The organism is Bdellovibrio bacteriovorus, assembly GCF_002208115.1.
Lineage (GTDB): Bacteria > Bdellovibrionota > Bdellovibrionia > Bdellovibrionales > Bdellovibrionaceae > Bdellovibrio > Bdellovibrio bacteriovorus_C.
Map to the genome: position 1 here is coordinate 289,652 of NZ_CP020946.1, position 24,691 is coordinate 314,342.

Sequence of the window (24,691 nt, forward strand, 5' to 3'; positions counted from 1 at the left end):
CTTATCTTGTATTGCGTGCGGGTATGCGCGCGTTGATTTCATTCATCATTTTGGCTTTCAGTTTTCAATCCCTTGCGGGGTTTGACGACGTCATTCCTGAAAAACGAGTGGTGTTCAATCCGGTTGTCAGCACCTCCGCCCGCACCTTGCCGCAGTGGCAGTTCGGTTATCAGCGGGCCGGTGGCGCCAACGTCAATTCCCACATGTTGACGAATGCTTTGAGCATGGGTGTATTGCCTCGTCTGGAAATCGGTACGGTTCCCATGTTCTATGCCACGGCATCCGGCAGCCGCAATTACACCGTTAAAGGTAACTTCTATCGTGGTGAGAACTTTGACTGGGCGGCTTCATTCACCGAAACACGTTTCCGGTCTGAAGTGAAGAAGGAAGGCAAAGTTGTCGAAAGACCGGATCTGGTTTTGCGTTCGACCCAACTGGGATTCAACTATCGTCCCGACTGGAATGAAAACGTGACGATGTCGCCGTTTATCACTCAGGTGTGCGGGCACATCGATTCCACCAACGGTTTGATTTTCGTTTATTCGCTGAAGTGCGAGGCAGAGTACGGTCTGGATATTCAGTATCAGATCAAAGATCGTGAATGGATCACGTTGGCTTACGGTCATTTGCGTGAAGCAGGCCTTTCGCCTTACGAGCAGATGAATACTGGGGTGGGTCTGGCCTGGTCGCAACTTCGCCCGAAAGAAATGTTCTCGCGCCCGTCGGTCGGCGTCTACTACACTCCCGACACCCAAGACACCCTCTTCCTTCTTTCCACCACCTTCTTCGAACTCTAAAAGGTACCTGCTTACTTTTTCCGAAGCGTCGCTTCATTTTGGCCATAAAAAAAGGAACTGCTGATGAAGGCAGTTCCTTTTCTTGTTTTTGTGGTGCTCTGCTTATGCAAAACTGCGGTGGGCCCCCCTGTGGAGGGTGCCGCAGAGGTACCTTTTGGTTATGTCATGGACTTGGTCAGGTCACGAACTTTTTTGGAAGCGAAGTTTTCGGAAACGAAGTTCCAGTTTACTTGCGCCCAGAAAGTCTCAAGATATTTTGCACGAAGATTTCTGTAATCAACGTAGTAAGCGTGCTCCCAAACGTCAGCAACCAACAATGGAGTTGGACCGTTGTTAGTGAACGGAACCGCTGCGTTGGAAGTGGAAACCAAAGACAATTTACCAGCAGCATCCATGCACAACCAGATCCAGCCGGAACCGAATGTTTTAACGCCGCCATCTACGAACTTTGCTTTCAATTCATCCATGGAACCGAAATCACGAGTGATCGCAGCAGAAAGTTCTGCAGACGGTTGGCCGCCCTGACCCGCCGGGCTCATGCCGAACCAGAAGAAGGTGTGGTTCCATGCCTGAGCGGCGTTGTTGAAGATGCCACCAGAGGAAGTCAAAGTGATCTCTTCCAGGGATTTACCTTTCAGGGATGCATCTGTTTCCATGAATTTGTTCAGATTGTCGATGTAAGCTTTGTGGTGCTTGTCGTAGTGGTAAGTCATTTGTTCTTCGTTGAACAATGGAGCAATACCGGTTTTCGCGTAGGGAAGATTTGGAAGTTTGAACATTACGCCTCCTGTTTTGTTTAGTTTTCTAAATGAAACTATAATGAAAACAGGAGGCGGTCTATCAATTAAGCGTTATCGCCAAGCATTGTTTTGACGAAAGTAGGAAGGCTGAAGGCCGCAGTGTGCAGGTCTTCATTGTAGTACTTAAGACCTTTGTCCTGAGCGAACTTGGCCGCGTGGTCTTTGTTGAAGTCTTTCGCCGGATTTTTGGATCCTTTCACAGCAACCTGCAAGCTCCACATGCCCGACGGATAAGTCGTCGCATGGAACAGCATGGTGTGAACGCTTTGTTTGCCGAAGATGCCCTTCAGGCAATGATTCAATTCAACGAAAGTGCCTTCATGGAACATCGGGGATTCACCTTGAGTGATCACCAAGCCGCCGTCTTTCAATGCGTTTTTACAGTTGTTGTAGAATTCCGCAGTGAAAAGGCCTTTCGCCGGACCCACCGGGTCAGAACCATCCACGATGATCACATCGTAAGAATTCGGAGCCGCGTCTTTCACAAACTGGATGCCGTCACCGATAATAAGATTCAATTTCGGGTTGTTGAATTCGCAAGCGATGTTTGGCAAGTGCTCTTTGGAAGCACGAACCACCGCTTCGTCGATTTCAACCATGGTCACATTGTCCACGTTATATTTGAACAATTCACGGATGGTACCGCCGTCGCCGCCACCGATAACCAATACGTTTTTCGCATTGCCGTGAGTCTGCATCACAGGGTGAGTGATCATTTCGTGATAGTGGTATTCATCACGCTCAGTGCACATCACCATGTTGTTGATCGCCAGGAATTTCCCGTGAGAATAGGAATCCAAAACGCGCACGCGCTGGAACGGATTTGTTTCATCAAACAAAACATCGCCCGTGTAACGCAAAGAAAGCGCCTGGTTTTCGTCTTTGTCGGTGAACCAGACATTGCGATCGATCTGATGACCTTTGGAAAGATCGAAAGACGGTTTTTCGCGCATGATCTTAGGCTGGAAGTCGGACTTCTGGATGACGTGCAAAGAGCCGCGATTCATCTCCAAAGCCGAATAGTTCGCCTGGAAAGCTTTTTTCAGGTGTTCAAAAGAAACCCAAGGATCCACTGAATCACCGCAGGTGAACAGATCCACGGCCGCATAACGATATTCAGGCCAAGTATGAATAGCCAAATGGCTTTCCTGAATAACTACCACACCGCTTACACCCCATGGGGAGAAGTGGTGGAAAGTGGAGTTGATGACTGTCGCACCAGCAATCTGCGCCGCTTCGACCATGCTTCTTTCGATGATGGAAACGTCGTTCAGAACTTCTGCGTTACATCCACTGAACTCAACCAAAATATGACGACCTAAAGCTTTCAATTCCCTGTCCTCCAACGGCCCCTGAAAAGTGGCCTTAATAAGTAAAATTTAGGGGGTTCTAGGGTGTTTTTACCTGGGGGGCAAGGTATTTTTGGCCCCAAATGGGAAAAGGGGCCGTTTGGCCCCTAGTTGCTTCTGATCTCGAAACAGTTGTGTATTTTTTTGTCGTGGAAGTCCTGGGGGATGCTGTCGGTGGTGATTTCCTTCACCTTGTATTTGGCCAGCAGCGCCGGGGAGATTTTAAATTTTCGCTTGTTGTTCGAGAAATAGAGTATTCCCTCTGGTCGCAGCATATTCATGCAGCTTTCCACCAGGAACTCCTGGTCCCTTTCGACTTCGAAGCTTTCGTCCATCTTTTTTGAGTTCGAGAAGGTCGGTGGATCCAGGAAGATCACGTCGAAAGTGTTCGGCAATTTTGTTGTGCGCAACCAATCCAGGACGTCGGCGTTGATAAAGGCGTGTTGGGCCGGATCCAGATTGTTCAGTTGAAAATTGTCCTGAGCCCAGCGCAGATAAGTCTGGGACATGTCCACGCTGGTGGTGTGGGCGCCACCCAAAGCCGCAAAAACGCTGACTGAGCCCGTATAACAGAACAGATTCAGGAACTTTTTGTCCTTGACGGATTTAAACACCTTTTGGCGCATCGGGCGGTGATCCAGGAACAGGCCGGTGTCCAGATAGTCGTACAGGTTTACTTTCAGCAGCGCCTGGGATTCGCGCACGACAAAGGTTTCCTCTTTGGCGTCGAGCTTTTCGTATTGTTTCAGGCCTTCCTGGCGCTCCCGCTTTTTGATCACGATTTTGCTGTCGTCGCATTTAAAAAGGGCTTTCAGGGCTTCTTGCACGTGAGGCAGGTGGTTTTTCTCCACATCGCGCAGGTCGCTTTTGTCGTAGATCAGGAAGTGATCTTTGTAGATGTCGACGATATAAGGGTATTCCGGAATATCCCGGTCATACAGACGGTACGCCTCGATTTGGGCGCGTTCAGCCCAGCTTTTCAGTTTTTTGTAGTTCTTTTCAAGACGGTTTTTGATCATGTCCATGGGGGCTTTTTAGACAATTTAAGCGGGATATGGTACCAATTCCTCGATGTTGGCAGAAAAAAGGGCAGAACATATAGCATTTTTACTCGCTTCAGACGGCGGAGAGGTTGCCTTTGTCGAAGACAAGGGGACCGTTTATTTCGCCCGCTTTCCGGCTGGAGCAGTGGCACCTTCATCGGCCGTGGTAAAGCTGCTGCAGGGGTTGTTTGACCGCTTTGTGGATCACAGTTTTTTCATTCTGCGCCAGCGCATTTACACCACGGCCGCCCTGACAGAAATGTGCCGGGGTATGGTGAAAGTTGTTGCCAAGCGAATCACGGAAAATCTCAAACCCTCGGATCAGGGTGAAAATCCCGGCTGGCAGTTTGTGGAGATTGGCGACACCACCCAGATTGTTTCAGCCGTGTCCCATCTGAATCAGGAAAATCAAAAATCAGTCCACGAGATTGCAAGCTGGTTTCGGGGGCAGGCTGCCCAAAGCCCGGAACAGCAGTTGGAGCTGGCGTCAGGCCTGGCCCGGCTGGTTCCCCGGGGGGATGTGCTGCATGACTATGATCGCGACATTGCGGCCTTTCTGGTGAATCCGGAAGGCGAGCTTTTAAGTTATGGTGTGAATTCCAATTCAAAAAACAAAACTCTGCATGCGGAAGTGAATCTGGTGCAGCGTCTGTATCGCGAAACGGGAAAGAAGATCCCGGCCGGAGCGGTTCTTTATTCCACCCACAAGCCCTGCAAGATGTGCGCAGGCATGATTTATCACTGGTGTGAAAATCCGGCGCAGCTAAAGGTTTATTATTCTGTCGAGGAAAAAGGCGGGCTGTCACGGCAGACCGTGCTGGATCGGCACGGCCTGAATCATCACCTTAGAAAGTGGCTTCCGGAGCATCGCTAAAATAAGAGGAGATCGCTTTCAGCATGGTGTCCTTGCGCACGGGTTTGGACAGGTGCAGGTCGCAACCGGCAGAGATGCTTTTTCTGACGTCCTCCTGGAAAGCATTCGCCGTGCAGGCAAATATTTTCGCAGGAGTGCGATTCAACTGGCGCTCCATTTCGCGGATGCGCTGAGTGGCTTCATATCCGTCCATGCCCGGCATCTGCACGTCCATGAAGATAATGTCGTAGTGGTCCTTGGCGACCATGTCCACAGCCTCCACACCGCTGTTGGCATAGCTGACAGCGTGAGCGGTTTTTTGCAGATAAATTCCGAACAGATGGCGATTGTCATCGACATCATCCACGACCAGAATGCGCAAACGGCTTTGAGAGATATTGTGTTTGATGTCGCTGAGCTGGTAGCGGCCCTGCCAAGGATTGTGCATGGTCGTTTTCCTTTCAGTTGTGGACGGCACCGAAATCGTGAAATAGAACGTCGTTCCCTGGCCCGGTTGGGATTCAAACCAGACATGGCCGTTCATCATTTGCACGATGTTTTTCGTGATGGAAAGCCCCAGTCCCGTGCCGCCATATTTGCGTGTGGTGGTCGTGTCGGCTTGAGTGAATGGCTGGAAGATGTCTTTGAATTTTTGTTTGGAAATGCCGATGCCCGTGTCGGTCACCCGAAACAGCAGATTTCCTTTGTGGGGCGTGCGGTTCACTGACACCTGCAAAGACACCTCACCGGTGTTGGTGAACTTGATTGAATTGTTCACCAGATTCATCAGTACCTGGCGCAGGCGATCGGCGTCGCCGACAAAGTATTCTTCAACATCGGGATCGATGGTCATTGAAAGCTTCAGGCTTTTTTCTTTGGCTCGGAAGCCCAGCACGGTGTTCAGTTCGTCCAGCAGGCGTTTTAGATTGAACGGAAGCGGTCGCAGTTCCATTTCTCCAGCTTCGACTTTGGAAAGATCCAGAATGTCATTGATGATGGTCATTAGCTGATGATTGGCGCGCTGAAGAATCTCGACGAATGAGGCTTGCTGGTTGTCCAGCGGAGTCTCGGCCAGAGTGTCGGTGATGCCGATGATGGAATTTAGCGGAGTGCGGATTTCATGGCTCATGTTTGCCAGAAAAACGGTTTTTGCGTCAGTGGCGGCTTTGGCTTTGATCGCAGCGCCCAGAAGCTCTTTGTTTTTCTTTTCCAGGTTGTCTGAAAGACTTTTCTTTTCAGTGATATCCACGGCCATCTTCACGATCTTGGACACCTGCCCCTGCAGATTTCTTACTGGAGTGTAAGATCCTTGAATCCAAACTTCGCGATTTGTTTTGGTAAGTCGCTTGAACTCTCCTGCTTGGGCTTGTCCTTCAGCAAGTTGGTTCCACATTTCTTGATATTCCAGCTCGTGTTGGTGAAACTCCGGCAGGAATATTGAGTGATGACGTCCTTCAATCTCATCGAGTTCATACTCCATAAGATTCAGGAAATTCGGGTTGGCCCAGAGAATGTATCCCTGGTTGTCGAACTCGATCACCGCATTTGAATTTAGTAGAGCCTCATAAACAGAATGAGTCATGACATAAGTGTATCTACAGTCATGTTTATTAATAAAATTACAAAATTCCCTGGGGATTAAAGTTTTGTAATTACGCTATGAGTCCTGCGCTTCGACAGACAATAATTTTCAGAATGATGATGAATGATTGAATTTCACTGCAGCTTAACAAGCGTTTTCTGCTGAAATCTTATGGCCATTGGTTTTCAAGCAAATTTTTGCGTGCCTCCAAGGCATTGCGAATTCCAACTGTGCAGGAATTGGAAAGCTGACGGCTGTTGTCTTTCAAACAACGCAAGATGCGTCCCTCGCCCGGTTTAAGCATATCGCAAAACTGCAGCAGATCGTTGTTGCAGGCGCGGCGAAGCTCCACCATCAGCTGATGGACTCGTTGGCTGCGCTGACGGCAGTCCGTGGTCAGTTTGTCTTTGTGATCTTCCAGACATTTCAAAAAGTTTCCGCCGCCAGGTTCAACATCCTGGCAATAGCGATTTAAATCTGCGCGGCAGGGATCCAGGGCGGTTTTTTCCGTCTGGGCCAGAGCTTCAATAGAGAATATGAAAATCAGCGTAAAGATCAGGGTCAGCACGCCGACGATGAAACGATTTTCCATAGGCGAAACCTCCGGAGTGATCAATGCCATCCAGTGAAGTGGTTTATTCAGTTTTGAAAGGGGAGATTTTTTTTGAAGAGCCCTCTCTGAGGAGAAGTATGGAGGGCTCTTGAGAAACTTAGAACGAGAAAACTAAGGACGTGTTACTTTGCAGCCGGTGTTTCGAACATGGACATTGCAAAGAAGGACTTGCGGAATGTGCTCCAGTTTGTGGATTTCACCGCCGCGACTCTCCAGAAGTAATGTTTGCCAGCTTCCAGACCTGTGGCTTCGAAAGTAGTGCCTTTAACAGCGTATTCGTTTGCCACCAACCATTTGAAGTTAGGATCTGTAGCCACTTGAACATGGTACTCGTCCGCTCCAGCAACGGATTTCCAAGTCAGAGTTGTTTTATCAGCTTTAACGGAAGTGTAATATGCCGGGCTTACAAGCTCTGGTTTAGCCGGAACTTCGTTTTTCGCAGGATCCGCTTTTGGCTGTGGGAACAAAGAGTTCATTTTTTCGGTCAAACCACCGTGGCCGGCGCCGTGACCACCACCACCATGAGCCTCTTCAGCCAAAGAAGCAGAAGCAAGAGTCAAAGTCATAGCGAACGCGAATAGAGATACCAAGATCTTCATGATTTAATCCTTTTGTAAACGATGCTTAGAAAGTAAAATAAAACCGGGATTAAGAAAACCTTCTTGCACGAAATGCTGGACGGTGTTAGAAATCCCCACGGTTTTGCGGATGATTGCTCTAATAATGCTCTAAATTCCTGAAATTAGAGAGGAAAGTCCGGACTCCATATGGCAGCGCAAGGGGTAACGCCCCTCTACAGTAATGTAAGGAACAGTGGAACAGAGAGAATGTCCAGGGCATTGAGCCAGACACCGGGAACGGGAGGGTCTGGGGAGCTGCTGGAGTGAAAACAGCCAAACTCTGCGCGGAGCAAGATCAAATAGGGTGACACTAGTAGGGCGGCCAGCCCGTAGTCACCGGGTAAGATCGCTTGAGGGTGTCAGTAATGCCACTCCCAGAGGAATGATCATCCACGATTATCGGGTAAATTATGGGACCTGGTAGTTTGGACAGAATCCGGCTTATAGCAAAACCGAGATCCCGCCTTCTTTATATAGACAACTCTGCAAGTTTTGCAAAACTTGAGAGTTTTCGTGCCCTTAGGATCCCTATTTGGGCTAAATTCCCCGCCATGAAAACACTGTTGTTTGTCCTGATCATGGCTGCAGGCTTGGCTGCACAGGCGCAAGTTTCTTTGAACATTCCTTCTGAATCGACTTACGAGTCAGGCAAATCCCTTTGTCAGAAAACCTATGCGTCTTTGATCGCCCACGAAAAAGGGTTCTATGTCCGCGTCCCGGTGGACTATTCCCGCCCGGAACGGGGTATGACCGAGGTTTACTCTTATTTCCACCGCGGCTTTGATCCCAGCAAAGAAACCATGATTTATTTCACCGGCGGACCCGGGCAAACCTCGCATTGGGGCCTGTTCCGCAATCCGATGCCTTACAATGTTCTGATCATGGAGCACCGGGGGATTGGCTGTTCGCGCCCGGACACCCGCGCGATGTTCCTGGATCCGTCTTATTATTCCTCTGAAAATGTCGCTCGTGACGCCGAAGTGGTTCGTCAGCATCTGATGATCAATCAATGGACTGTGTATGGAATTTCTTACGGCACGGTTCCGGCGACGATGTATGCTTCGCTTTTCCCGCAAAGCACCCGCGCGGCGATTTTGGAAGGTGTGGTCTATGACGGGGGCCTGCAGTTGTGGGATGCGCCTCATCGCCGCAAGCTGGTGCAGAAGATGCTAAACTCTTTGTCGCCTTCGCTGATGGCACGGCTTGAAAGTGTGTCGACAGTTCATGGCATCCCCGACACCTGGATGTCACGTCAGGCGCGCACACAGTTGATGTACAACGATGGCGTGAAAAAACTGAAAGAGCGTCTGGAGCTTTTAACTGACGACAAAGTGTTTAAAGAATTTCTTACTGAAGTTCGCAAAAGTTATGAGCCGATCACTTATACTCCGCACATTCTGTTTGCCTCTAATGACATCGCCTACATGATGATTTCCTGTCAGGAGCTGGGAATGGCGACGCCGGACATCAGCATCGAGGATTCTTTTATCAAGGGTCAACTGGTACGTAAGGTGGATACTGAATCGCTGAAACAATGCGCACGCCTTCGCGCCAAAGGCGACAAGACCTATCGAGCGGAAAACTATCCGGTGAAAGTGCCGGTCACATATTTCCAGGGATCTGACGACGGGGCGACCGCGGCTCCAGAGGGAATTCGTCATTACAAAAATGTTCCGGTGGGATTCAAGCAGCTGGCGATTCTGGTGCGTGGCGGGCACAATCCGAATCTGGAACTAATCCTGTACGAAAATCCACAACAGTTGCAGATTTTTGATTATGCGATGAAGGGTTTGCCAATTCCCAAGTCTCTTTATTCTGAAATGAAAAAAGCCAGCGGCCATTTCTGGGCTTACACTTCCAACTGAAGTTGAATCAAAAAGAAAGCCCGCCTTCGTTCTGAGGGCGGACTTCCAACTCTCTGGATCTTCATTCCTAAAGATCCGTGTCTTGATAGAAATATGCGATTGCTTAAAGATAAGTTTACTAAGGTCAGTGGTGCTGACAATTCAAATGCTCAAATTACAGAGGTCTGGGTTCACCGTAGTCTTGGTGTTGCTAGGTCCAGTAGCCCAGTTTTGGTGTCTTTTCGCACTGGTCCTCTGGACCAGATTTTGTGTCGCTAAACATCTTTAAAGCGAGAAGTTAGTACACCTCAGATAATCTGATTTGTATGGAGGGAAATCCCATGCGTTTCGCTATAGTTCTGTTGTGTGCACTCACAGCATTTGTTGGCGCTTGTTCTTCGTTCAAATCTTCCACGGAAAGAACGCCAGCAGCGACCTATTATGTAGATCCTCAATATTATGACCTGCAGGTTTTGATGGCGGAAGCTTTGGACTTCCGTGCGGCGGCCTTGCGCTTTGCTGATGAAAAAAAGCTGGGTCAAACGGGTGACGTGTCCTTGAGTCGTTCTGAGGGTGAATGGGTTCGCGCCATGGGCGCGAAGTATCTGGAAACACGCAAAAAACTGATGGATTTGGCGATCGCTGAAGGTGAGTACTTCGCGGGTAAAAATCAGGTGAAGTTGGCGCCGTATAAAGGCACCAAAGCCGAAAAGAAAGAACGCAATGTTCGCAAGGATACCTACGAAACATATAATGTTTTGAATGTGGATCCAAAAGATGCTCAGGGCGAAAAACAGATATTCCGCATGCAGATGGCTTTGGCTTCCGCATTGCTTCTGATGGACAACTATCTGGTTGCCATCCAGCCATTCAACGAAAACTCTTCTTTGCGTTATGTTCTGAACTATGACGTTCCTCAAAAACGTGCATTGCAGGCGATTGCGGATTCCTATTCCTCCACACATCGTCGTGATCAGATCGAAGACGCAATCAAGTTCATCGACTCTGTGATGGCTTGGCGTCGCGCCAACGGTGAAAAAACCAGCCCGGAAGAAGCTCAGCTTTATACTCTGACTCAATCCAGTATCTGGTATCTTGCAGTTAAGAATGACAAGACCGGCACGGGCTTTAAAGATGCCATTGCGAACCTGTGGAATCGTCTGACGTTGCGTGGAAAACGCGGCGTGCGTGCAGTGTCTTACGGGGTGAGCATGGGCTTTGGTAACATGGTCGGCCTGGTAGAAACCCGTAAGGGCTTCCTTTACAACATGTCTGAATCCGAAAAAGCGAATCTGATTGGCGAAATGAAACCTCTGGACATTCTGATGGAGAAAACTCCATTCCGTCTGACCGACAAGATGATCCCGGGCCACTATGGTCACGTGGCGATCTGGTTGGGCACTGAAGCACAGCTTAAAGACCTGCAGGTTTGGGACCAGATCCCGGCCAAAATTCAGGCGAAGATCCGCGCCGGTCACCGCATCGTGGAAGCTTTGCGCCCGGGTGTGGAACTGAACACATTGGAGCACTTCCTGAATATCGATGACTTTCTGGTGGTGCGTGACACTCGTTCCAATATCACGGATGAATATCGTCGCAAGGCCGTTTTGCAGGCGATTGCCCAGATCGGTAAAGAGTATGACTTCAACTTCGACGTTCATACTCACACCCGTATCGTTTGTTCCGAGATCGCGTATGTGGTCTTTGGTGATGTGAAATGGCCTTTGGAGGAAACTCTGCGCCGTTACACCATCAGCCCGGATAACGTGGCTCAACTGGCGATCGGAAACCAGAGAACCTTTGAACCGGTGATCATGTATTACGACGGTAAGCGCGTTTACAAGGATTTGCCTTATTCTTTGGGTCTTTTGTTGAAAGCCGACGACCAACACTACGCTGAATTTAAAAAATTCCAGAATCTGTAGGAAGTAATCATGAAGATGACGATGAAATCCGCTTTGATTGCCTGCACAGCCCTGATGGCTGTGCATTGCACCCATAAAGAGGTGCGTGAACCAGCCAGTGAAAAAAAGTACACGATCTCGGATGGGCAGACTCAGGCATTGGCTGATCTGATCGGGGGGGATTCCCCTTTGAAGCCGTATCGTCATCCGATGAAGATTTCTTTCCACACCAATGGCGACCAAAAGTATCTTTCTGAAACGGCCCGCAAGGCTCTGAATCAAGCGATCATTGAAACGCTGGGTGTGGAAAATCCGGAACAGGGCCTGGCTAAACTGGCGGTAGGAAACCTGAAAGACGCGATGATCGAAAACTTTGTAAAGACCATGCGTATTTACAAGATCATCAACACCGGACTGCAGGTGGATCTGACTTTCCTGCCTCAGCCGAATCAAAAGAATGATTATGCGACCGAGTTGAACAGCAATCAACTGGTTCGCTTCAATGAAACCGGCGCATTGAGCTCCAAGTGGGATCAGTTGGAAAAGTCCACCGACACCGGCACTGTTTATAATAACTCAGTGTACATCCCGGCCACCCAAGGAAAGGCCGACTATATCGGTGGTACGGTGACCTTTTATGTTGAGATTCTGGATACCCGTCCCAAGTTCGGTCTGCCGAGCATCAAAAAGAACGGCGTCAAGGGCTTTGCCCGTTATCGCCGGTACTATCGCCTGAACCGCGAAGTGCAAAAGTCAGTAACCTGCGAAGGCTTCACACTGTCGGCTAAGAAGGCCGGTGCCGAAGTGCCGTTGTTCTACACGGTGGATCTGTATAAGAACTTCAGTCTGAAAGACATCATTCCGACGGAAGAAACCATCGAAGTCTTCCCGGGCCTCGTGGCCTCGAACAATGAGGGACGTTCTGAATTGATGCCGGATAAATACGAAAAAACCGGCAAGTCCATTCCAACGGGTCAGTTCCTGGTGGAAAGTAAGAAGTCCTTTGTGGAAGAGATCAGCTTCAACCTGGAAAAGATCGTTTACGACCTGAAAGAGAAAAAACTGGATCGCGATCGTTCCCGCGTCAAGCTGGTGGAATACTATTCTTCCCGTGATAACGACAATATGGCGAACGAGACCCAGGCGCTTTATTCTGCGCGCGTCCAGTACCTGAAAAAATGTGAGTCATCGATGGAGAAATTCCTGCATCTGGATGCTCTGGTGAACGGAGGTGTCCTGTGAAAAAGACCCTGTTGATTCTAAGTTCTGTGGTTTTTGCCTCCACTGCGGTGGCGCAAACGGCACAAGTGTCTTTGAAAGAGCGCATTGCTGCCATGGACTACTATAAGAAAAATCATGACATGATGTTTGCGGCAGAAGCCTGCCGTCGTCCAGAGACTTTGCTTCAGGAAATCAAAAAGCTCCCGGCGTCCGAGCAGACCAAGGCTCGCGCTTTTGTGAAAGCCAATGATTCCATCGTGCCGGAAAAAATCCTGCTTCCTTTGGTTTATTGGAAGTTTGTGAAAAAGAATGCGGCAAATGAAGGCAAGGTGATGCAGTACTGGCTGCAGATGCGTTTGCAGGCCCTGCGTGACTATGCTGATAATCCTTTGGTTAAAGATAAAGCGGCTCAGAACGAAGCCCGCTCTTTGATGACCTCATGGGCTGGAGCTTCCAACTTGAGTCTGACCAGTCGCGAACTGACCGAAAATTTGCAAAAACGTTTCCCGCAGATGGACCCGTACTCTTTGTCGGCGGGGGGCTTTGTCCCGGGCAACATTGTAGAGCTGGTCAGTCATAACGAGATATCTCCGGAAAGAATCCAATGGTTCAATGACCGCGTGATCTTTGCCGGTGGGGTGCTTGATTTCAGTCAACCTTATATGAAGATGCCTTTGCACAAGGACGATGACGGACATCCGTCTTTCAAAGACCCAATGTTTGCAAAAATCCGTGACATGATCCTTTCCGCGAAAGAGTCGGTGTTCATTGATATCTTCCTTTTTGGCGGAACGATGGGTGGAACTTTGAGCAAGTTCCTGCTGGATCAAACAGTGGAAAAGAAGAAAGCCAATCCGAACTTCAAGGTGTTGTTGCTGCATGATTATGCCACAAACTACAACATGAAGGACGAGATGATGCCGATCTTTAAGTATATTAAAGACCGTGCGGCAACCGATCCTGGTCTGAAGGGTTCTGTGTACCTGCTTCAGGCCAACATTCAGCGCCATCCTCCTGGGATTCCGTTCGGTATCACGAACCTGGTGCCGAAGACGGAAGAGACTTTCAAAGCCCTGGAAAAGCGCAACACTTACTACGAATCCAAGATCGATCATAGCAAGGTGATCGTGGTGGATCCCGAATCTGATGCGCCTCAGGCTTATTTTGGTTCCAAGAACTGGTCTGATCACAGTGGTGGCTATTACTATGATAATGCCCTTTATGTGAAAGGCCCTGCCGCAGCGTTGGTTCAGGCCGCTTACTATGATGATGTCGAAGCGGCGTTGACGACAGATCCGAACGAAAGAAAATGGTTCTATTACAAGGAAGAGGGTTACGACAACGCAGCTTATCTTAAAAACCGTGATCAGATTCTGGCGTGGTTCCGCGTTGACAGAACTTCGTTCCCGGCCGTGGGAAATCAGTCTGTACGTCTGGCGGAAGCCAATGTGGATGGGAAAATCAAAGACACCCGCAACATGCTGGTGGATATGATTATGAAAGCCGAAAGCCACATCTATATGGAGCATCTGTTCATTTATGACAAGTACATCAACGATGCCCTGATGAAACGCAAGGCGCAGGTTCCGGGTTTGAAGATCCGCATTCTGGCTGACCACAACGGAAACTTCAGTTTGGGGGGATTGCCAAATACATTGTACTTGGATCAGTTGCTGCGTCATGGGGTTGAAGTTCGTGCCCGCCGCACTTTGGGTATCGAAGCGAAGTTCCCTAATGGAAAAACACAAGGCTATCACCAGGAAAATCACCGTAAGATTACTTCCGTTGATGGCAAAGTGATGCTGGTGGGTTCTTCGAACTTGAATCCGGACACTTTGCAGGGAAGTTTCCGTGAATTCGGAGCACAGTTGTTTGATCAGAAAGTCATCGGTGGCTTTGAAGAAGAATTCCTGGATGCGTGGAGTGACGACAAGCTTGTCGGTCCGTTCTATGAAGGTGAGCATCTGCAGTTGCAGGTGATGGGTAAAACCCTGTCGCCGGAACTAAGCCAGATCATCAATGATCTGGGTTCCACGGTGCTAAGAGCCAAAGACGACATCGAAAAGCGTTAAAACTAAAAAGGGCCTCAAAGGCCCTTTTTGTTTTTCGGACCTTGCGGTAAGATCAGTGCCATGGAAAAAATGGCTTGGAATCTTGAATCTGAATATCCGTCTTACAACTCTCCTGAATTTCAGGCTGAATTTGATCTGGTGAAATCCAAGGTTGATCAGCTTGAAAAGGACGTCAAATCCCTTAAGACTCCGTTTGAAAACGAAGTGGAAAAAATCCAGAAAATCTGGATCGACGTGGAAGCCACCCAGGTTTTGGTTGGTAATATGTCGACCTTCCTGAATTGTCATTTATCGGTGGACAGCACCCTGAACGAGGCGCAAGCCAAAAAGTCCGAGGTGATGGCGCTGAGTTCGCTTATGTGGCAGATCCTGATCCCGGTGGATAACTTCATGAAACGTTGTTCAGAGGAAACTCTGAACAAGATTCTTTCCCACCCGGAACTGACACCAGCAAAATTTGACTGGAGCCAGGAACGTACACAAAAACCTTTCATGCTTTCTGATGAAGAAGAAACTTTGTTGCAGGCACTTTCAATGCCGGGCTTGCATGCGTGGGGCGAGCTTTACACCAACTTGAGCGGCACCATGCGCTGTGAAATGAAATTCAAAGACCGCACAGAAACAGTGGGTCTTGCGAAGGCATCCGCATTGATTCGCAGTCAGGATGAAGAAACCCGTCGTGTGGCGTGGACCTCCATTCAAAACGCATGGACCACGCACAAGGAAACAGCTTCATCGATTTTGAATGCCTTGGCTGGCTGGCGCCACGAGGTGATCAAGAAACGTTCTCAGGTGAAACCGGCGCACTATCTGGATCAGTCCCTGTTCTATAGCCGTATCACCCAAGAAACTTTGGATGCGATGCTGACGGCTTGTTATGAAAACGTCGATATGTCCCGCCGTGCGAATCTGGCGATGGCAAAATTGATGGGTAAGAAAGCTTTGGACCCTTGGGATCTGCTGGCGCAGAGCCCGATTTCTGCTTCCAAAGCCGAGCGCAGCTATGAAGAAGGCCTGAACATGATCAAGGATGCCTTCGGTCAGGCTTCACCGGACATGGCGCAGTTCGTGGACATGATGGCTGAAAAACACTGGATCGAAGCGCGTGTTCTTCCGAACAAACGCAACGGCGCTTATTGCACCGGCTTCCGCAAAAAACGTGAACCGCGCGTGTTTATGACCTACATGGGTTCTAATAGTGATATCTCCACCTTGGCTCACGAACTGGGGCATGCTTATCATTCATGGGTGATGCGCGATATGCCAATTGCCGAGTGTGGGTACCCGATGACGTTGGCTGAAACGGCCAGTATTTTCTCGGAAACCCTTTTGCATGATGTGCTGTTGACCAACTCCAAAACCCGTGAAGAAAAGATCGAATTTGCGTGGGGTGAGATGGAGCGTGCGACGGCATTCCTGCTGAATATCCCGGCTCGTTATGACTTTGAAAAAAGCTTCTATGAAATGCGTGAAAAGCGCACGGTCAGCGCCGATGAACTGAGCAAATTGACCGATGAGGCGTGGAGCAAGTGGTACGGCAGCACTTTAAGTGCGAACGACAAGATGTACTGGGCGACAAAGCTGCATTTCTCGATGTCCGGAATCAGCTTCTATAACTATCCGTACACGTTCGGTTACCTGTTCAGCATCAGTGTTTATGCCCGTCGTGAAGAGCTGGGTAAGGACTTCATGAAGACTTACGTCAACATCCTGCGCGACACCGGCCGCATGACGGCGGAAGATCTGGTGCAAAAGCACCTGGGCGAAGACATTCGCAAACCAGAGTTCTGGAGAAAATCCATCGCGGTCATTAATCGCAAAATTGAAGAATTCGAAAAACTCGCCCTTAGCTAGGGCGAGCTCTTAGATCCAGTGACATGGAAATATCATCGGTGAAAATTCCATCGGGTTGGCGATAAGCTTCGCGCAAATAGCCAACCTGCTGGAATCCCAGTTTTTTATACAGTTTGAACGCCGGTTGATTCGCACTCATCACGTTCAGTTCCAGAAAGCTCAGGCCTTCAATGCTTTGAGCGACTTCAATCAGACGACGCAATAAAGCTTCGCCCAATCCCTGGCCGCGATAATCATGATGCACTGACATTCCCAAACCCGCGCGGTGCCCGCGTTTGCTGTCTTTGAACGCCACCATGTTGGTGATGCCGATGATGCGGCCCTGGTGTTCAGCGATGATCAAAGCGCCTTTGGGATCTTCGTTGGCATCGGTAATCCACTTTGTTTGGGTTTCCACGGTTTTCTTTGCTGCGGATTCCGGAGTGGTCAGAATGTAAGGGGACGTGGGCAGAATTTCCAGAAAGGCATTTAACAATGCCTCAGCCTCGCTGACCAAAGCAGGCCTCATAATGATGGAATCGCCGTTTTTCAGTTGAATGGTGCGGGCTTCATGCAATGCCATTTGGACCTCCTTTGGTGATCTTTAAGATCGGCGAAAAGAGGCCGCAGGACAAATTAATAAATTTGATGGAGCCTCTAAGGAAAATGCATTCCCCAGAGGCTGTACGATCTAGTGAGCCTGAGCAGAGGCGCGCAGTTTATCCAGCTTTTGAGCGGCGGGACGGCTGGTACAAAGTCCCATCCATTTGTTGATTTCAGGATAAGCAGACATGTCGAATTTCAGGGCGTATAGCAAGCCCGCCACCGACGCCACATTCAGATCCGCTACGGTGAAACGGTTGCCGACAAGGTAAGTCTTGCCTTTAAGGCCGGCTTCCAATGTGTTCAGATAAGTTGGCAGAACCTTTTTCGCGTCTTCGATGACTTTCGGATTTTTGAATTCATCCGGGACAAACAAAGCCTGAATCAGCCAGTTCACGGCAGGGGTTTGCAAGTCCACCAGGGCCCAGAAGCTCCATTGCATAATGTGGCCTTCTTCTTCCAGATTCTGCGGCGCCAGCGGGCTGTTGTGTTTTTTTGCCAGATAGTTGGTGATCGCCATGGATTCCCACAGTACGTATTCACCGTCGATAATTGCCGGGATTTTTCCGTTCGGATTGATCTTCAGATAGTCCGGGGACTTGTGCTGCTTTTCGCGCATGTTCAAGGGCACCTGTTCGTAAGGCAGGCCCAGCTCTTCAAGCATCCAGTAGCAGCGCCCGGCGCTGGACATTGGGGATCCGTAGATTTTAACCATGTGAATGACTCCTTAGGAACTTGCGCTGGAATAAAAACGCAGGGCAAATTTCCAAAACTTGTTTGTTAGATAAATCAAAATTCCCGAAAGCACCACCACCCACGCAAACAGGGCGAAATCCGGCGGCTCCAAAAGAGCGCGGGCCGGAACGCTGGCAATCACACCTACCGGCAGGGCGGTCAACAGCATCCATTTGAACCACGGAACATAGATCGAATCCGGGCGCATCCCCAGGCGATAGATCTGATACCAGATGAATTGCAGGTTTTCGGAACGGGCAAAGATCACCGCAGTCGAAGCCATAAAGAACCTCATGGCATACAACGCCACCAGTCCGCACGGAACCAGAAGCAGCAGCCAGAACAGGCGCAGCCACTCAAAATTAGAAAGCTGGATGATGCTGTAAATGAACCAACTGGAGGCAATAATCAGGTTGCCTATCATCGCGGTGGATGCTTTTTGCAGTGAAATCATGAACTGCGAATTAATGGGCTTTGCCAGCAGAAGATCCAGATCCCCTTTGCGCACTTTTTCTGAAAACTGATCCAGGTTCTCGGAAAGAATGATCATGTAAAGGCCGTCGACGACAAAAACCACACCCAGGAACACACGCATTTGTTCCAGATTCCAGTCGCCAATCTTGGGCGTATGACGGAACAAAACCTCAAACGTCATGATCTGCGCCAGATACCAGAAGATATCTGTCGCAATGCGGGTGATAAAGTTCACCCGGTATTCCAGGTCCGCAATAAAGCTCGTGCGGAAGAGGGCGGCGTACAAAGACAGGTATTTCTTTAGCGTCTGAAACATTTAAGCCCCCGTTCCGGTGTACACGTTAACACCTTTTCGCCACAGCCAGGCGCCGATAAGATTCACCACGACGATGCCGACGGTGACAGAGGCGAAGGACTGCCAGACCGTGCCGATTTCCAGCCGTCCTGTCAGATATCCCACGGGAACATAAACCCCGGCACTGAAAGGCAGGGCAATCATGATGGACTTCAGCGGTTCCGGCATCAGATCCAGCGGGAACAGTTCCCCGGTCATCAGCCACAAAGCCAGATTTTTCGCTCCGGTCACGGCATAGACCTTATTCAGGTAAAAGGCGCCGGCCGCGATCACAAAGCTGATCGAATGAACCAGAATCAGATAATAGAATTCCAAAGCGAATGCCAATGGCAGACGGTCAAACTTGGTCGGAAGATCAAAAATAAAGATCGCGATGAAAGGTACCAGCATCGACACCAGAGTGGTGATGAACTTGTATCCCATCAATTGCGAGAAATAGTATTCATAGAAAGTCATCGGGCGCACCAGCAGGCTGTTGATGCTTCCGGAATCAATTTCCTGAATCATACGGTATTCATACATCCAACTGGTGCAGATGCGCGCAAAGAACGCGCCCCACATCGCGTAGGCCAGATAATATTCGCGACCGAAGCCCGCAATTTCGGTGGCGCCCGCCCCTTTAAAGACGGCAAACCACAAAAGGATTTCAATCCCCGTGGTCAGTGTTGGCTGAACAATCGCATCAACGAAGTAATTCAGCCGGTATTCAAGATTGGACAGAATCGCGAGCTTAGCGAACGCGAGATTCCGCTTCCAAAAAGCGGCGAATGACATCTTCAAAATCGACCTCTTCGTTTTCAGCCAGTTCAGTGTTGGATTTGGTTACGAACTCAGGAACCGTGCCCTGATAGACGATGTTGCCTTTGCTGATAAGAAGCAACTTGTCAGCAAGCTTGGCGATATCGTCCATGTAGTGACTGGTCAGAATCACGGTTGGTTCTTTTTCTTTCACGTACTGATCCAGGAACTCACGAATGGTCTCCTGGGCCACGATGTCCAGACCGATGGTTGGTTCATCCAGAAACAGAACTTTGGGTTCATGCAAAAGGGCTCCGATGATTTCCATTTTCATGCGCTCGCCCAAGCTCAGACGGCGAAGCTGTGTGTGCAGGACGTGCGTGCACTGAAGCATCTCGGCCAAATGGTCCACGCGCTTTCGGGCCTGTACCGGATCCAGATCATAAATACGCGCCAGCAAAGAATAAGAATCCGCCGGAGAAATATCCCACCACAGCTGATTTTTCTGCCCCAGCAGAATGCTGATCTGGCGCAGGAATTCGTTTTTGCGCTCCCACGGTCTGAAACCCAGGACCCGTGCATCACCACTGGTGGGAGTCACCAGGCCTGAAAGCATTTTCAGTAAAGTGGTTTTGCCGGCACCGTTGGCACCAACCAAGCCCACAATCTGGCCGGATTCAATTTTCAAAGTGGTTTTGTCCAAAGCAACTTTGGAGACATGCTTACGATTCACGAAGCCCTTCAGGGAATTGATAAATCCTTCGGGCTTCTGGTAAGTCTGATAGACGCGGGAAAGGTCGGTGGTTTCAATTACGATCGCCATGTCGGCGACTATAACCTAGATCCTAGTCGTTGATAAAAGAAAACTCAGCGTAACGTTCTTCATCACTGAAGAATGTTTTTTGATCCGCAGATACGTAGCTGCCTTCGATAATACGGCCTGCTTTGCAGTTTTTCAAAGACTCGCGTTTGCCGTTGTAGTCGCAGTCACCCACGTACCAGGCTTTTTCGGAATACTTGATTTTGTAGCCGATCAGGCGGGCGCCTTTGTAGAACGCCAGAACTTCATCCAAACGAGTGCGGCCGGCAGCGTGATAATCGCCCTCTAGAATCGTGTCGCCCCAAACCTGAGCTTGCTCCACTGCGATGGCCTTCAGGTTGTCGCGGGTGGGATCGTTCAGTTTGTTCATGCGGGTTTTCTGGCTGTAAACGATCTGGTGGGAATAGTTGGATTTGCACGGCTGGGTCTGGCAAGCGTGCTCGTAGTGAGCCGCTTCTTCGTAGAATTTGTCGCCGTTCGGGCCCATCTGATCAGCCATCGCCAAAGAGGAAACGAATAGCCCCAAAAGTGCTGTGACTGCAGTTTTCAAAGACATAGAAACCTCCTGTGAGGTGAATATGCTCCGAAATCGAGGAAACTTTTAATACATACAAAAGAACTTATTATACAAAAAATGAATCAACCGGAGGCCGACCGCGCATAACGAAGTCGGCCCGGGAAGGCTATTTCAGACGGAACGAGGCCGAAAGGGGCTTGTGGTCCGAGGTTTCGATATTGTTGTGCAGGGTTGTGGAAGTGGCTTCCAGCCCGCGGACGTAGATGTGATCCAGTTTGAACCTGCGGTTGTCGTTGGCAAACGGCAGCTTCTTCATCTTGAGTTTTCCAAGGATTTCATCAAGATAGGCCAAGCGTTCGCCATTCCAGGAATTGAAGTCCCCGGCAAAAATCAGCGGACCGTCGTGTTTTTTCAGGAAAGCCGCGACCTGTTCGATCTGCTCGCGGTTGTGTTTGTTGGCCACGAAATTCAAACCGTGGATGTTCGCAACCCACAATGTGAACGGGCTGTTGGCGATGGCGTATTCGCTGACCAGCACCATTTTCGGGGTTTTGATCACGGGTTCGCGACCCGGGCTGCGCAGGAAGTGAACCATGGACGGGCGCGCGTAAGAGCCATTCATGACGCCGGTCTGATCGCCGTCTTTTTCCAGGAAACTTGTGGCAAAATCCCAGCAATAGTTCTTCTGGCGCAGGATCACGTTCGGAACGTAAGAATCAATCATGCCTTCCTGAATCAGGATCAGATCGTTTTTGGGAACAAAATATTCAAAGTCGCGGGCCCAGCGGTCTTTGGCTTCGGCTTTTTTGATGTTCCACACGAACAGGTCAAAGTTGGACGGCAGAAACTCGTGCTGGCATTGGCCAAACTGAGTGTGAACGTCTTTGTCTGCGGGAATTTCGTTTTGCACCTCTTCGGCGAACGCGAATGAGGACACGGACAGGGTCAGCGCCAGGATCAATCCCTTGATCATTTTTTGCTCCTTGCAAAAAAAGCCCCTCATCAGTGAAGGGCTTTAGGATTTTAAACTTTCTTTTCAAGGACTGTGAACTGCAGTCCTTCGACTTTCGGAATTCCGAAGCGTTCATCACCGTAAGGGAACGGCTTGGTTTCCTTGGTGTTGCGGAAGCCATGCTTTTCGTACCACTTGATCAGCTCTGTGCGAACGGAAATCACTGTCATGAAAATGGTAGTACAATCCCAGAATTGCGCAAGAGCCTCTGACTCATTGAGCAACAATTTTCCGAGTCCTTTCGACTGTAATTCAGGAGCCACGGTCAGCATGCCCAGATACATTTTTGAACCTTGTTTTTCGACGTGGACACAACCCAGAAGATCACCGTTGTCGTCATCTTCCGCCACCAAAATCACGGACTCTTCCTTGTCGATCAGTGCCTGAATGCCTTCAGCATCCACACGCTGTCCATCCAACAAGTCAGCCTCTGTCGTCCACCCTTGTTTGGAACTGTCCCCGCGATAAGCGGAATTAACCAGTTCAACCAAATCTTCAATGTGACTATGATCAGCCTGAGTAAATTCAATATGCATAGCTTCCCCCAAAAGGTACCTGCTTACTTTTGCATAAACGGTGCGTCTAGCGCGATGCTTATGCAAAAGTAAGCAGGTACCTTTTAGTTACTTCTTTTTGGTGTAGATGAAAAGCTCTTTGCCTTGGCGGCGGGGGATTGATTTTTGCCAGCGGCCCCAGAAGATGGGGTGGTAGTGGTTTTTCAGACGCTGGCGCAGCTCCCACTCGGTGCCGCCGTAAGGTGGGCCCTGGCGTTTTTCGAAGGTGAAGAACACGCCCATCAGATGGCCGCCTTGGACCAGCACGCGGTTCCAGATTTTGACAAGCTCCTGACGGCGTTCCGGATTGATGGCGCAGTAACAAGTGTGTTCAAACACGACATCAAAGGACTGGTCAAAATCCTGTGGCAGCTTGAAAAGGTCCGCCTGCACAAAGTTCAAAGTCGGCAGATGGCCGTAAAGTTTTTTAGCGCGTTCCAAAGCCAATGGGGAGATGTCGACGGCCGTGACAAAGTGGCCGGCCGCTGCAAACAAAGCCGCATCATGACCTTCGCCACAACCCAAAACCAACACGCGGGACCGGCTGATTTTCAGTCGGGGAATCATGTCTTTCAGAGCTTCAGCGGGTTCGCCCAGATTCCAGCCCGGATTTTCTTCCTGCTGGTAGATCTGACTCCAGTAGGTTTCTTTTTCGACGTCTTTGTGGGATGGCCAGTAAGCCGGGATGTCGTAGGTTTTGCCGTTAAATTCGATGAAGTCGTCGCCGAATTCTTCAAGCAAGTTGAAGAACGTGGCCTGGGCCTTACGGGACATCACGAACGGGATTTTATTGGCGGCATAACCGTGAAAGCGGTCCCATTCGTCCAAAGACAACGATTCCAGATCGAAGGCATAATGAACGCCATACGGAAGCAGGATTTCCCAGGTTTTGTCATCTTTCAGATTTACTTGAGCGGCTACGTAGGGTTCGTCGAAGGCTTCAACGATCACCGGGACATCGCCGAAGGTGGAAAGCAGAGTTCCGCCTTCGTGAATTTTCAGATTTTGCAGGATTTCCTGCCCCACAATCGGGTCTTGGATGCGAACCTCGCGGCTCAGAGCAAAACCCTCTTCATCAATCTGGATGAAATTTGTGGGAATAGCCATTAGTGGCCAGGAGTTGCTGTTGGAGCAGGAGTCGGAGTCGCAGTGGCTGCCGGAGTCGCCTCTGGAGCTGCTTCAGTTGTTGCTTCGTCCGCACCCGGAGTGATTGTGGAACCTTCCGTGAAGACCACGATATCATTGGTGGTTTTTACGGATTGCAGAACCCATTTATCCACGTTTTCCTGATCAGAAACATCGCGGTAAAGAACCGCTTCGCCTTCGATCACTTGTTCCATGGTTTCGCCATCTTCAGCCACGTCCGTGAACTTGTAAGCAAACACCGCACGAACCTTGTTGTCGCTCAGGGTTTCAGTCCACAAACGGGAGATGGAAAGGTCTTTGGCGTGTGGCTTTTTAGCAGCCAGAGTCTGAGTGATAAGTTCAGCCAGTTTTACCTGAATGCCGGAGTGCGTCTCAAATCCTACGGCTTGGGAAGTGTGGATCACGTTCCAGGTCCAAACCAAGGCAGCAATGAAAATAACCAGGCTTACAATTTTCTTCATCTCTAGAGTCCTCTCTCCATTTACTCAGTGTGATAAAACTGACATCGCTATCCGAGCATGATATTCAGTTTTTTTCAACACTCGCACAGAGAGGGTATCTCATGAACCAACAATGGCTGACAATCTTAATGTCAAAGGGGATTGAGCTGGAGCAGAACCTGCGTCAGCAGTTGCAAAACGCCAAAGACGGGCTGAAGTCCCAGCTTGAAGAACGGGGTATTCGTCTGAGTGCCGCGGACCTGGCAGCCTTGCTGGAAGAGGTTTCTCCGAAGGCCTCTCATGCTGCGCTTAGTTATGCGCTGGATATCGTGCGCCCGTTCTCGGCCGGGATGGGTCTGAGAATTTCTCGCTTGTCAGACACGCAGGTTGAAATGGTGGTTCCGGCTCGCACTCGCAATCTGAACGAGGTGAAAACCATGCACGAGGGTGCGCTGGTGACCGCGGCGATTGAGGCGGCCAAACTTCTGTGGATGCGCCATGCCCCGATGGGGTCTTTTGAAATCAACGTGACCCGTATTGAATCTGAATTGTTCAAAGTCACCAGTGAAGAGTGCCGTGTTCGTATGGAGCTTCCTGAAACAGTCCGCGAAGTGGTGCTGGCGGAAGTCCGCGATCACCGCGAAGCCAAAGCCGAGGTCGAGCTGAAAGCCTTCGATAGCAACGATCAGGCCGTGGCGGAGTTCCGTTTGCATTTGAGTTTTAAACACACTCCGGCTTTGCCCGGCAGTGAGGGATAGTACAAGGT

The 24,691-nt window shown here is 49.7% G+C and carries 24 protein-coding genes and 1 other RNA gene; 9 read left to right on the plus strand and 16 right to left on the minus strand.

Translation table 11 applies throughout. The features are described 5' to 3' along the window. Positions 1 to 23: 23 nt before the first annotated feature. Positions 24 to 797 carry a hypothetical protein gene (locus B9G79_RS01495; protein ID WP_088563978.1) on the plus strand — a complete coding sequence of 258 codons (774 nt, stop codon included), beginning with the start codon at positions 24 to 26 and terminating at the stop codon, positions 795 to 797. A 158-nt stretch (positions 798 to 955) separates the two neighbouring features. Here the strand turns inward: B9G79_RS01495 and B9G79_RS01500 are convergent, their stop codons facing one another. The 3 genes from B9G79_RS01500 to B9G79_RS01510 all read right to left on the minus strand — a co-directional run bounded on the left by B9G79_RS01500 (position 956) and on the right by B9G79_RS01510 (position 3,971). Next, positions 956 to 1,576: a superoxide dismutase gene (locus B9G79_RS01500; protein WP_088563979.1), complete on the minus strand. Its 621-nt coding sequence runs from the start codon at positions 1,574 to 1,576 to the stop codon at positions 956 to 958. A 65-nt stretch (positions 1,577 to 1,641) separates the two neighbouring features. Continuing rightward, a complete protein-coding gene (gene speE / locus B9G79_RS01505; protein WP_088563980.1) occupies positions 1,642 to 2,928 on the minus strand; it encodes a polyamine aminopropyltransferase in 1,287 nt (428 codons plus the stop codon). A 125-nt stretch (positions 2,929 to 3,053) separates the two neighbouring features. Continuing rightward, entirely contained in the window at positions 3,054 to 3,971 is a 918-nt protein-coding gene (locus B9G79_RS01510; protein WP_088563981.1) for a class I SAM-dependent methyltransferase, read from the minus strand. A gap of 163 nt (positions 3,972 to 4,134) precedes the next feature. On the opposite strand from B9G79_RS01510, the gene B9G79_RS01515 reads away from it, so the two are divergent. Then, positions 4,135 to 4,863: a Bd3614 family nucleic acid deaminase gene (locus B9G79_RS01515; RefSeq protein WP_232468975.1), complete on the plus strand. Its 729-nt coding sequence runs from the start codon at positions 4,135 to 4,137 to the stop codon at positions 4,861 to 4,863. Here the strand turns inward: B9G79_RS01515 and B9G79_RS01520 are convergent. From B9G79_RS01520 to B9G79_RS01530, 3 genes are all read right to left on the minus strand, one after another. Next, positions 4,835 to 6,424 carry a PAS domain-containing sensor histidine kinase gene (locus tag B9G79_RS01520; protein ID WP_088563983.1) on the minus strand — a complete coding sequence of 530 codons (1,590 nt, stop codon included), beginning with the start codon at positions 6,422 to 6,424 and terminating at the stop codon, positions 4,835 to 4,837. The two genes, B9G79_RS01515 and B9G79_RS01520, sit on opposite strands and share 29 nt — an antisense overlap. A 169-nt stretch (positions 6,425 to 6,593) precedes the next feature. After that, positions 6,594 to 7,016 (minus strand): cysteine rich repeat-containing protein, encoded by a 423-nt coding sequence (locus B9G79_RS01525; protein ID WP_232468976.1) that lies wholly within the window; start codon positions 7,014 to 7,016, stop codon positions 6,594 to 6,596. A gap of 143 nt (positions 7,017 to 7,159) precedes the next feature. Next, entirely contained in the window at positions 7,160 to 7,636 is a 477-nt protein-coding gene (locus B9G79_RS01530; protein ID WP_088563985.1) for a fibronectin type III domain-containing protein, read from the minus strand. Positions 7,637 to 7,733: 97 nt separating this feature from the next. On the opposite strand from B9G79_RS01530, the gene rnpB reads away from it, so the two are divergent. The 6 genes from rnpB to B9G79_RS01560 all read left to right on the plus strand — a co-directional run bounded on the left by rnpB (position 7,734) and on the right by B9G79_RS01560 (position 16,552). After that, an RNA gene (rnpB, locus tag B9G79_RS01535) (RNase P RNA component class A) lies at positions 7,734 to 8,117 on the plus strand. A 91-nt stretch (positions 8,118 to 8,208) separates the two neighbouring features. Beyond that, positions 8,209 to 9,522, plus strand: a complete 1,314-nt coding sequence (locus B9G79_RS01540) for an alpha/beta fold hydrolase (RefSeq protein WP_088563986.1) — start codon at positions 8,209 to 8,211, stop codon at positions 9,520 to 9,522. Between the two features lie 320 nt (positions 9,523 to 9,842). Further along, positions 9,843 to 11,426 (plus strand): YiiX/YebB-like N1pC/P60 family cysteine hydrolase, encoded by a 1,584-nt coding sequence (locus B9G79_RS01545; protein ID WP_232468977.1) that lies wholly within the window; start codon positions 9,843 to 9,845, stop codon positions 11,424 to 11,426. 9 nt (positions 11,427 to 11,435) lie between these two features. Further along, positions 11,436 to 12,647 carry a hypothetical protein gene (locus B9G79_RS01550; RefSeq protein ID WP_088563988.1) on the plus strand — a complete coding sequence of 404 codons (1,212 nt, stop codon included), beginning with the start codon at positions 11,436 to 11,438 and terminating at the stop codon, positions 12,645 to 12,647. Then, positions 12,644 to 14,698 carry a phospholipase D-like domain-containing protein gene (locus B9G79_RS01555; protein ID WP_088563989.1) on the plus strand — a complete coding sequence of 685 codons (2,055 nt, stop codon included), beginning with the start codon at positions 12,644 to 12,646 and terminating at the stop codon, positions 14,696 to 14,698. Before B9G79_RS01550 ends, B9G79_RS01555 begins: the two co-directional genes overlap by 4 nt. 60 nt (positions 14,699 to 14,758) lie before the next feature. Further along, positions 14,759 to 16,552 carry a M3 family oligoendopeptidase gene (locus tag B9G79_RS01560; RefSeq protein ID WP_088566737.1) on the plus strand — a complete coding sequence of 598 codons (1,794 nt, stop codon included), beginning with the start codon at positions 14,759 to 14,761 and terminating at the stop codon, positions 16,550 to 16,552. Here B9G79_RS01560 and B9G79_RS01565 read toward each other — a convergent pair. The 10 genes from B9G79_RS01565 to B9G79_RS01610 form a co-directional block, all read right to left on the minus strand. After that, positions 16,545 to 17,114, minus strand: coding sequence for a GNAT family N-acetyltransferase (locus tag B9G79_RS01565; protein WP_088563990.1), 570 nt, complete (start codon positions 17,112 to 17,114; stop codon positions 16,545 to 16,547). The two genes, B9G79_RS01560 and B9G79_RS01565, sit on opposite strands and share 8 nt — an antisense overlap. 108 nt (positions 17,115 to 17,222) lie before the next feature. After that, the gene (locus B9G79_RS01570) at positions 17,223 to 17,849 is read right to left on the minus strand and encodes a glutathione S-transferase family protein (protein WP_088563991.1); all 627 of its coding nucleotides are present in this window, start codon (positions 17,847 to 17,849) and stop codon (positions 17,223 to 17,225) included. Between the two features lie 12 nt (positions 17,850 to 17,861). Further along, positions 17,862 to 18,659, minus strand: a complete 798-nt coding sequence (locus B9G79_RS01575) for an ABC transporter permease (RefSeq protein WP_088563992.1) — start codon at positions 18,657 to 18,659, stop codon at positions 17,862 to 17,864. Next, complete coding sequence (locus B9G79_RS01580; RefSeq protein WP_088563993.1) at positions 18,660 to 19,472, minus strand: ABC transporter permease; 813 nt, start codon at positions 19,470 to 19,472, stop codon at positions 18,660 to 18,662. It abuts the gene before it with no gap. Next, on the minus strand, positions 19,429 to 20,259 hold the full coding sequence (locus B9G79_RS01585) for an ABC transporter ATP-binding protein (protein WP_088563994.1): 831 nt from the start codon (positions 20,257 to 20,259) through the stop codon (positions 19,429 to 19,431). The genes B9G79_RS01580 and B9G79_RS01585 overlap by 44 nt, the downstream gene beginning before the upstream one ends. Before the next feature lie 22 nt (positions 20,260 to 20,281). Further along, entirely contained in the window at positions 20,282 to 20,812 is a 531-nt protein-coding gene (locus B9G79_RS01590; RefSeq protein ID WP_088563995.1) for a hypothetical protein, read from the minus strand. Positions 20,813 to 20,939: 127 nt separating this feature from the next. Beyond that, complete coding sequence (locus tag B9G79_RS01595; protein WP_088563996.1) at positions 20,940 to 21,746, minus strand: endonuclease/exonuclease/phosphatase family protein; 807 nt, start codon at positions 21,744 to 21,746, stop codon at positions 20,940 to 20,942. Between the two features lie 50 nt (positions 21,747 to 21,796). Next, a complete protein-coding gene (locus B9G79_RS01600; protein WP_088563997.1) occupies positions 21,797 to 22,321 on the minus strand; it encodes a GNAT family N-acetyltransferase in 525 nt (174 codons plus the stop codon). 87 nt (positions 22,322 to 22,408) lie between these two features. Continuing rightward, the gene (locus tag B9G79_RS01605) at positions 22,409 to 23,446 is read right to left on the minus strand and encodes a class I SAM-dependent methyltransferase (RefSeq protein ID WP_088563998.1); all 1,038 of its coding nucleotides are present in this window, start codon (positions 23,444 to 23,446) and stop codon (positions 22,409 to 22,411) included. Continuing rightward, positions 23,446 to 23,946 (minus strand): hypothetical protein, encoded by a 501-nt coding sequence (locus B9G79_RS01610; RefSeq protein WP_088563999.1) that lies wholly within the window; start codon positions 23,944 to 23,946, stop codon positions 23,446 to 23,448. Before B9G79_RS01610 ends, B9G79_RS01605 begins: the two co-directional genes overlap by 1 nt. A gap of 101 nt (positions 23,947 to 24,047) precedes the next feature. Between B9G79_RS01610 and B9G79_RS01615 the strand changes: the two genes are divergently transcribed. Continuing rightward, on the plus strand, positions 24,048 to 24,683 hold the full coding sequence (locus tag B9G79_RS01615) for a DUF4442 domain-containing protein (protein WP_088564000.1): 636 nt from the start codon (positions 24,048 to 24,050) through the stop codon (positions 24,681 to 24,683). The last annotated feature ends 8 nt before the right edge of the window (positions 24,684 to 24,691 follow it).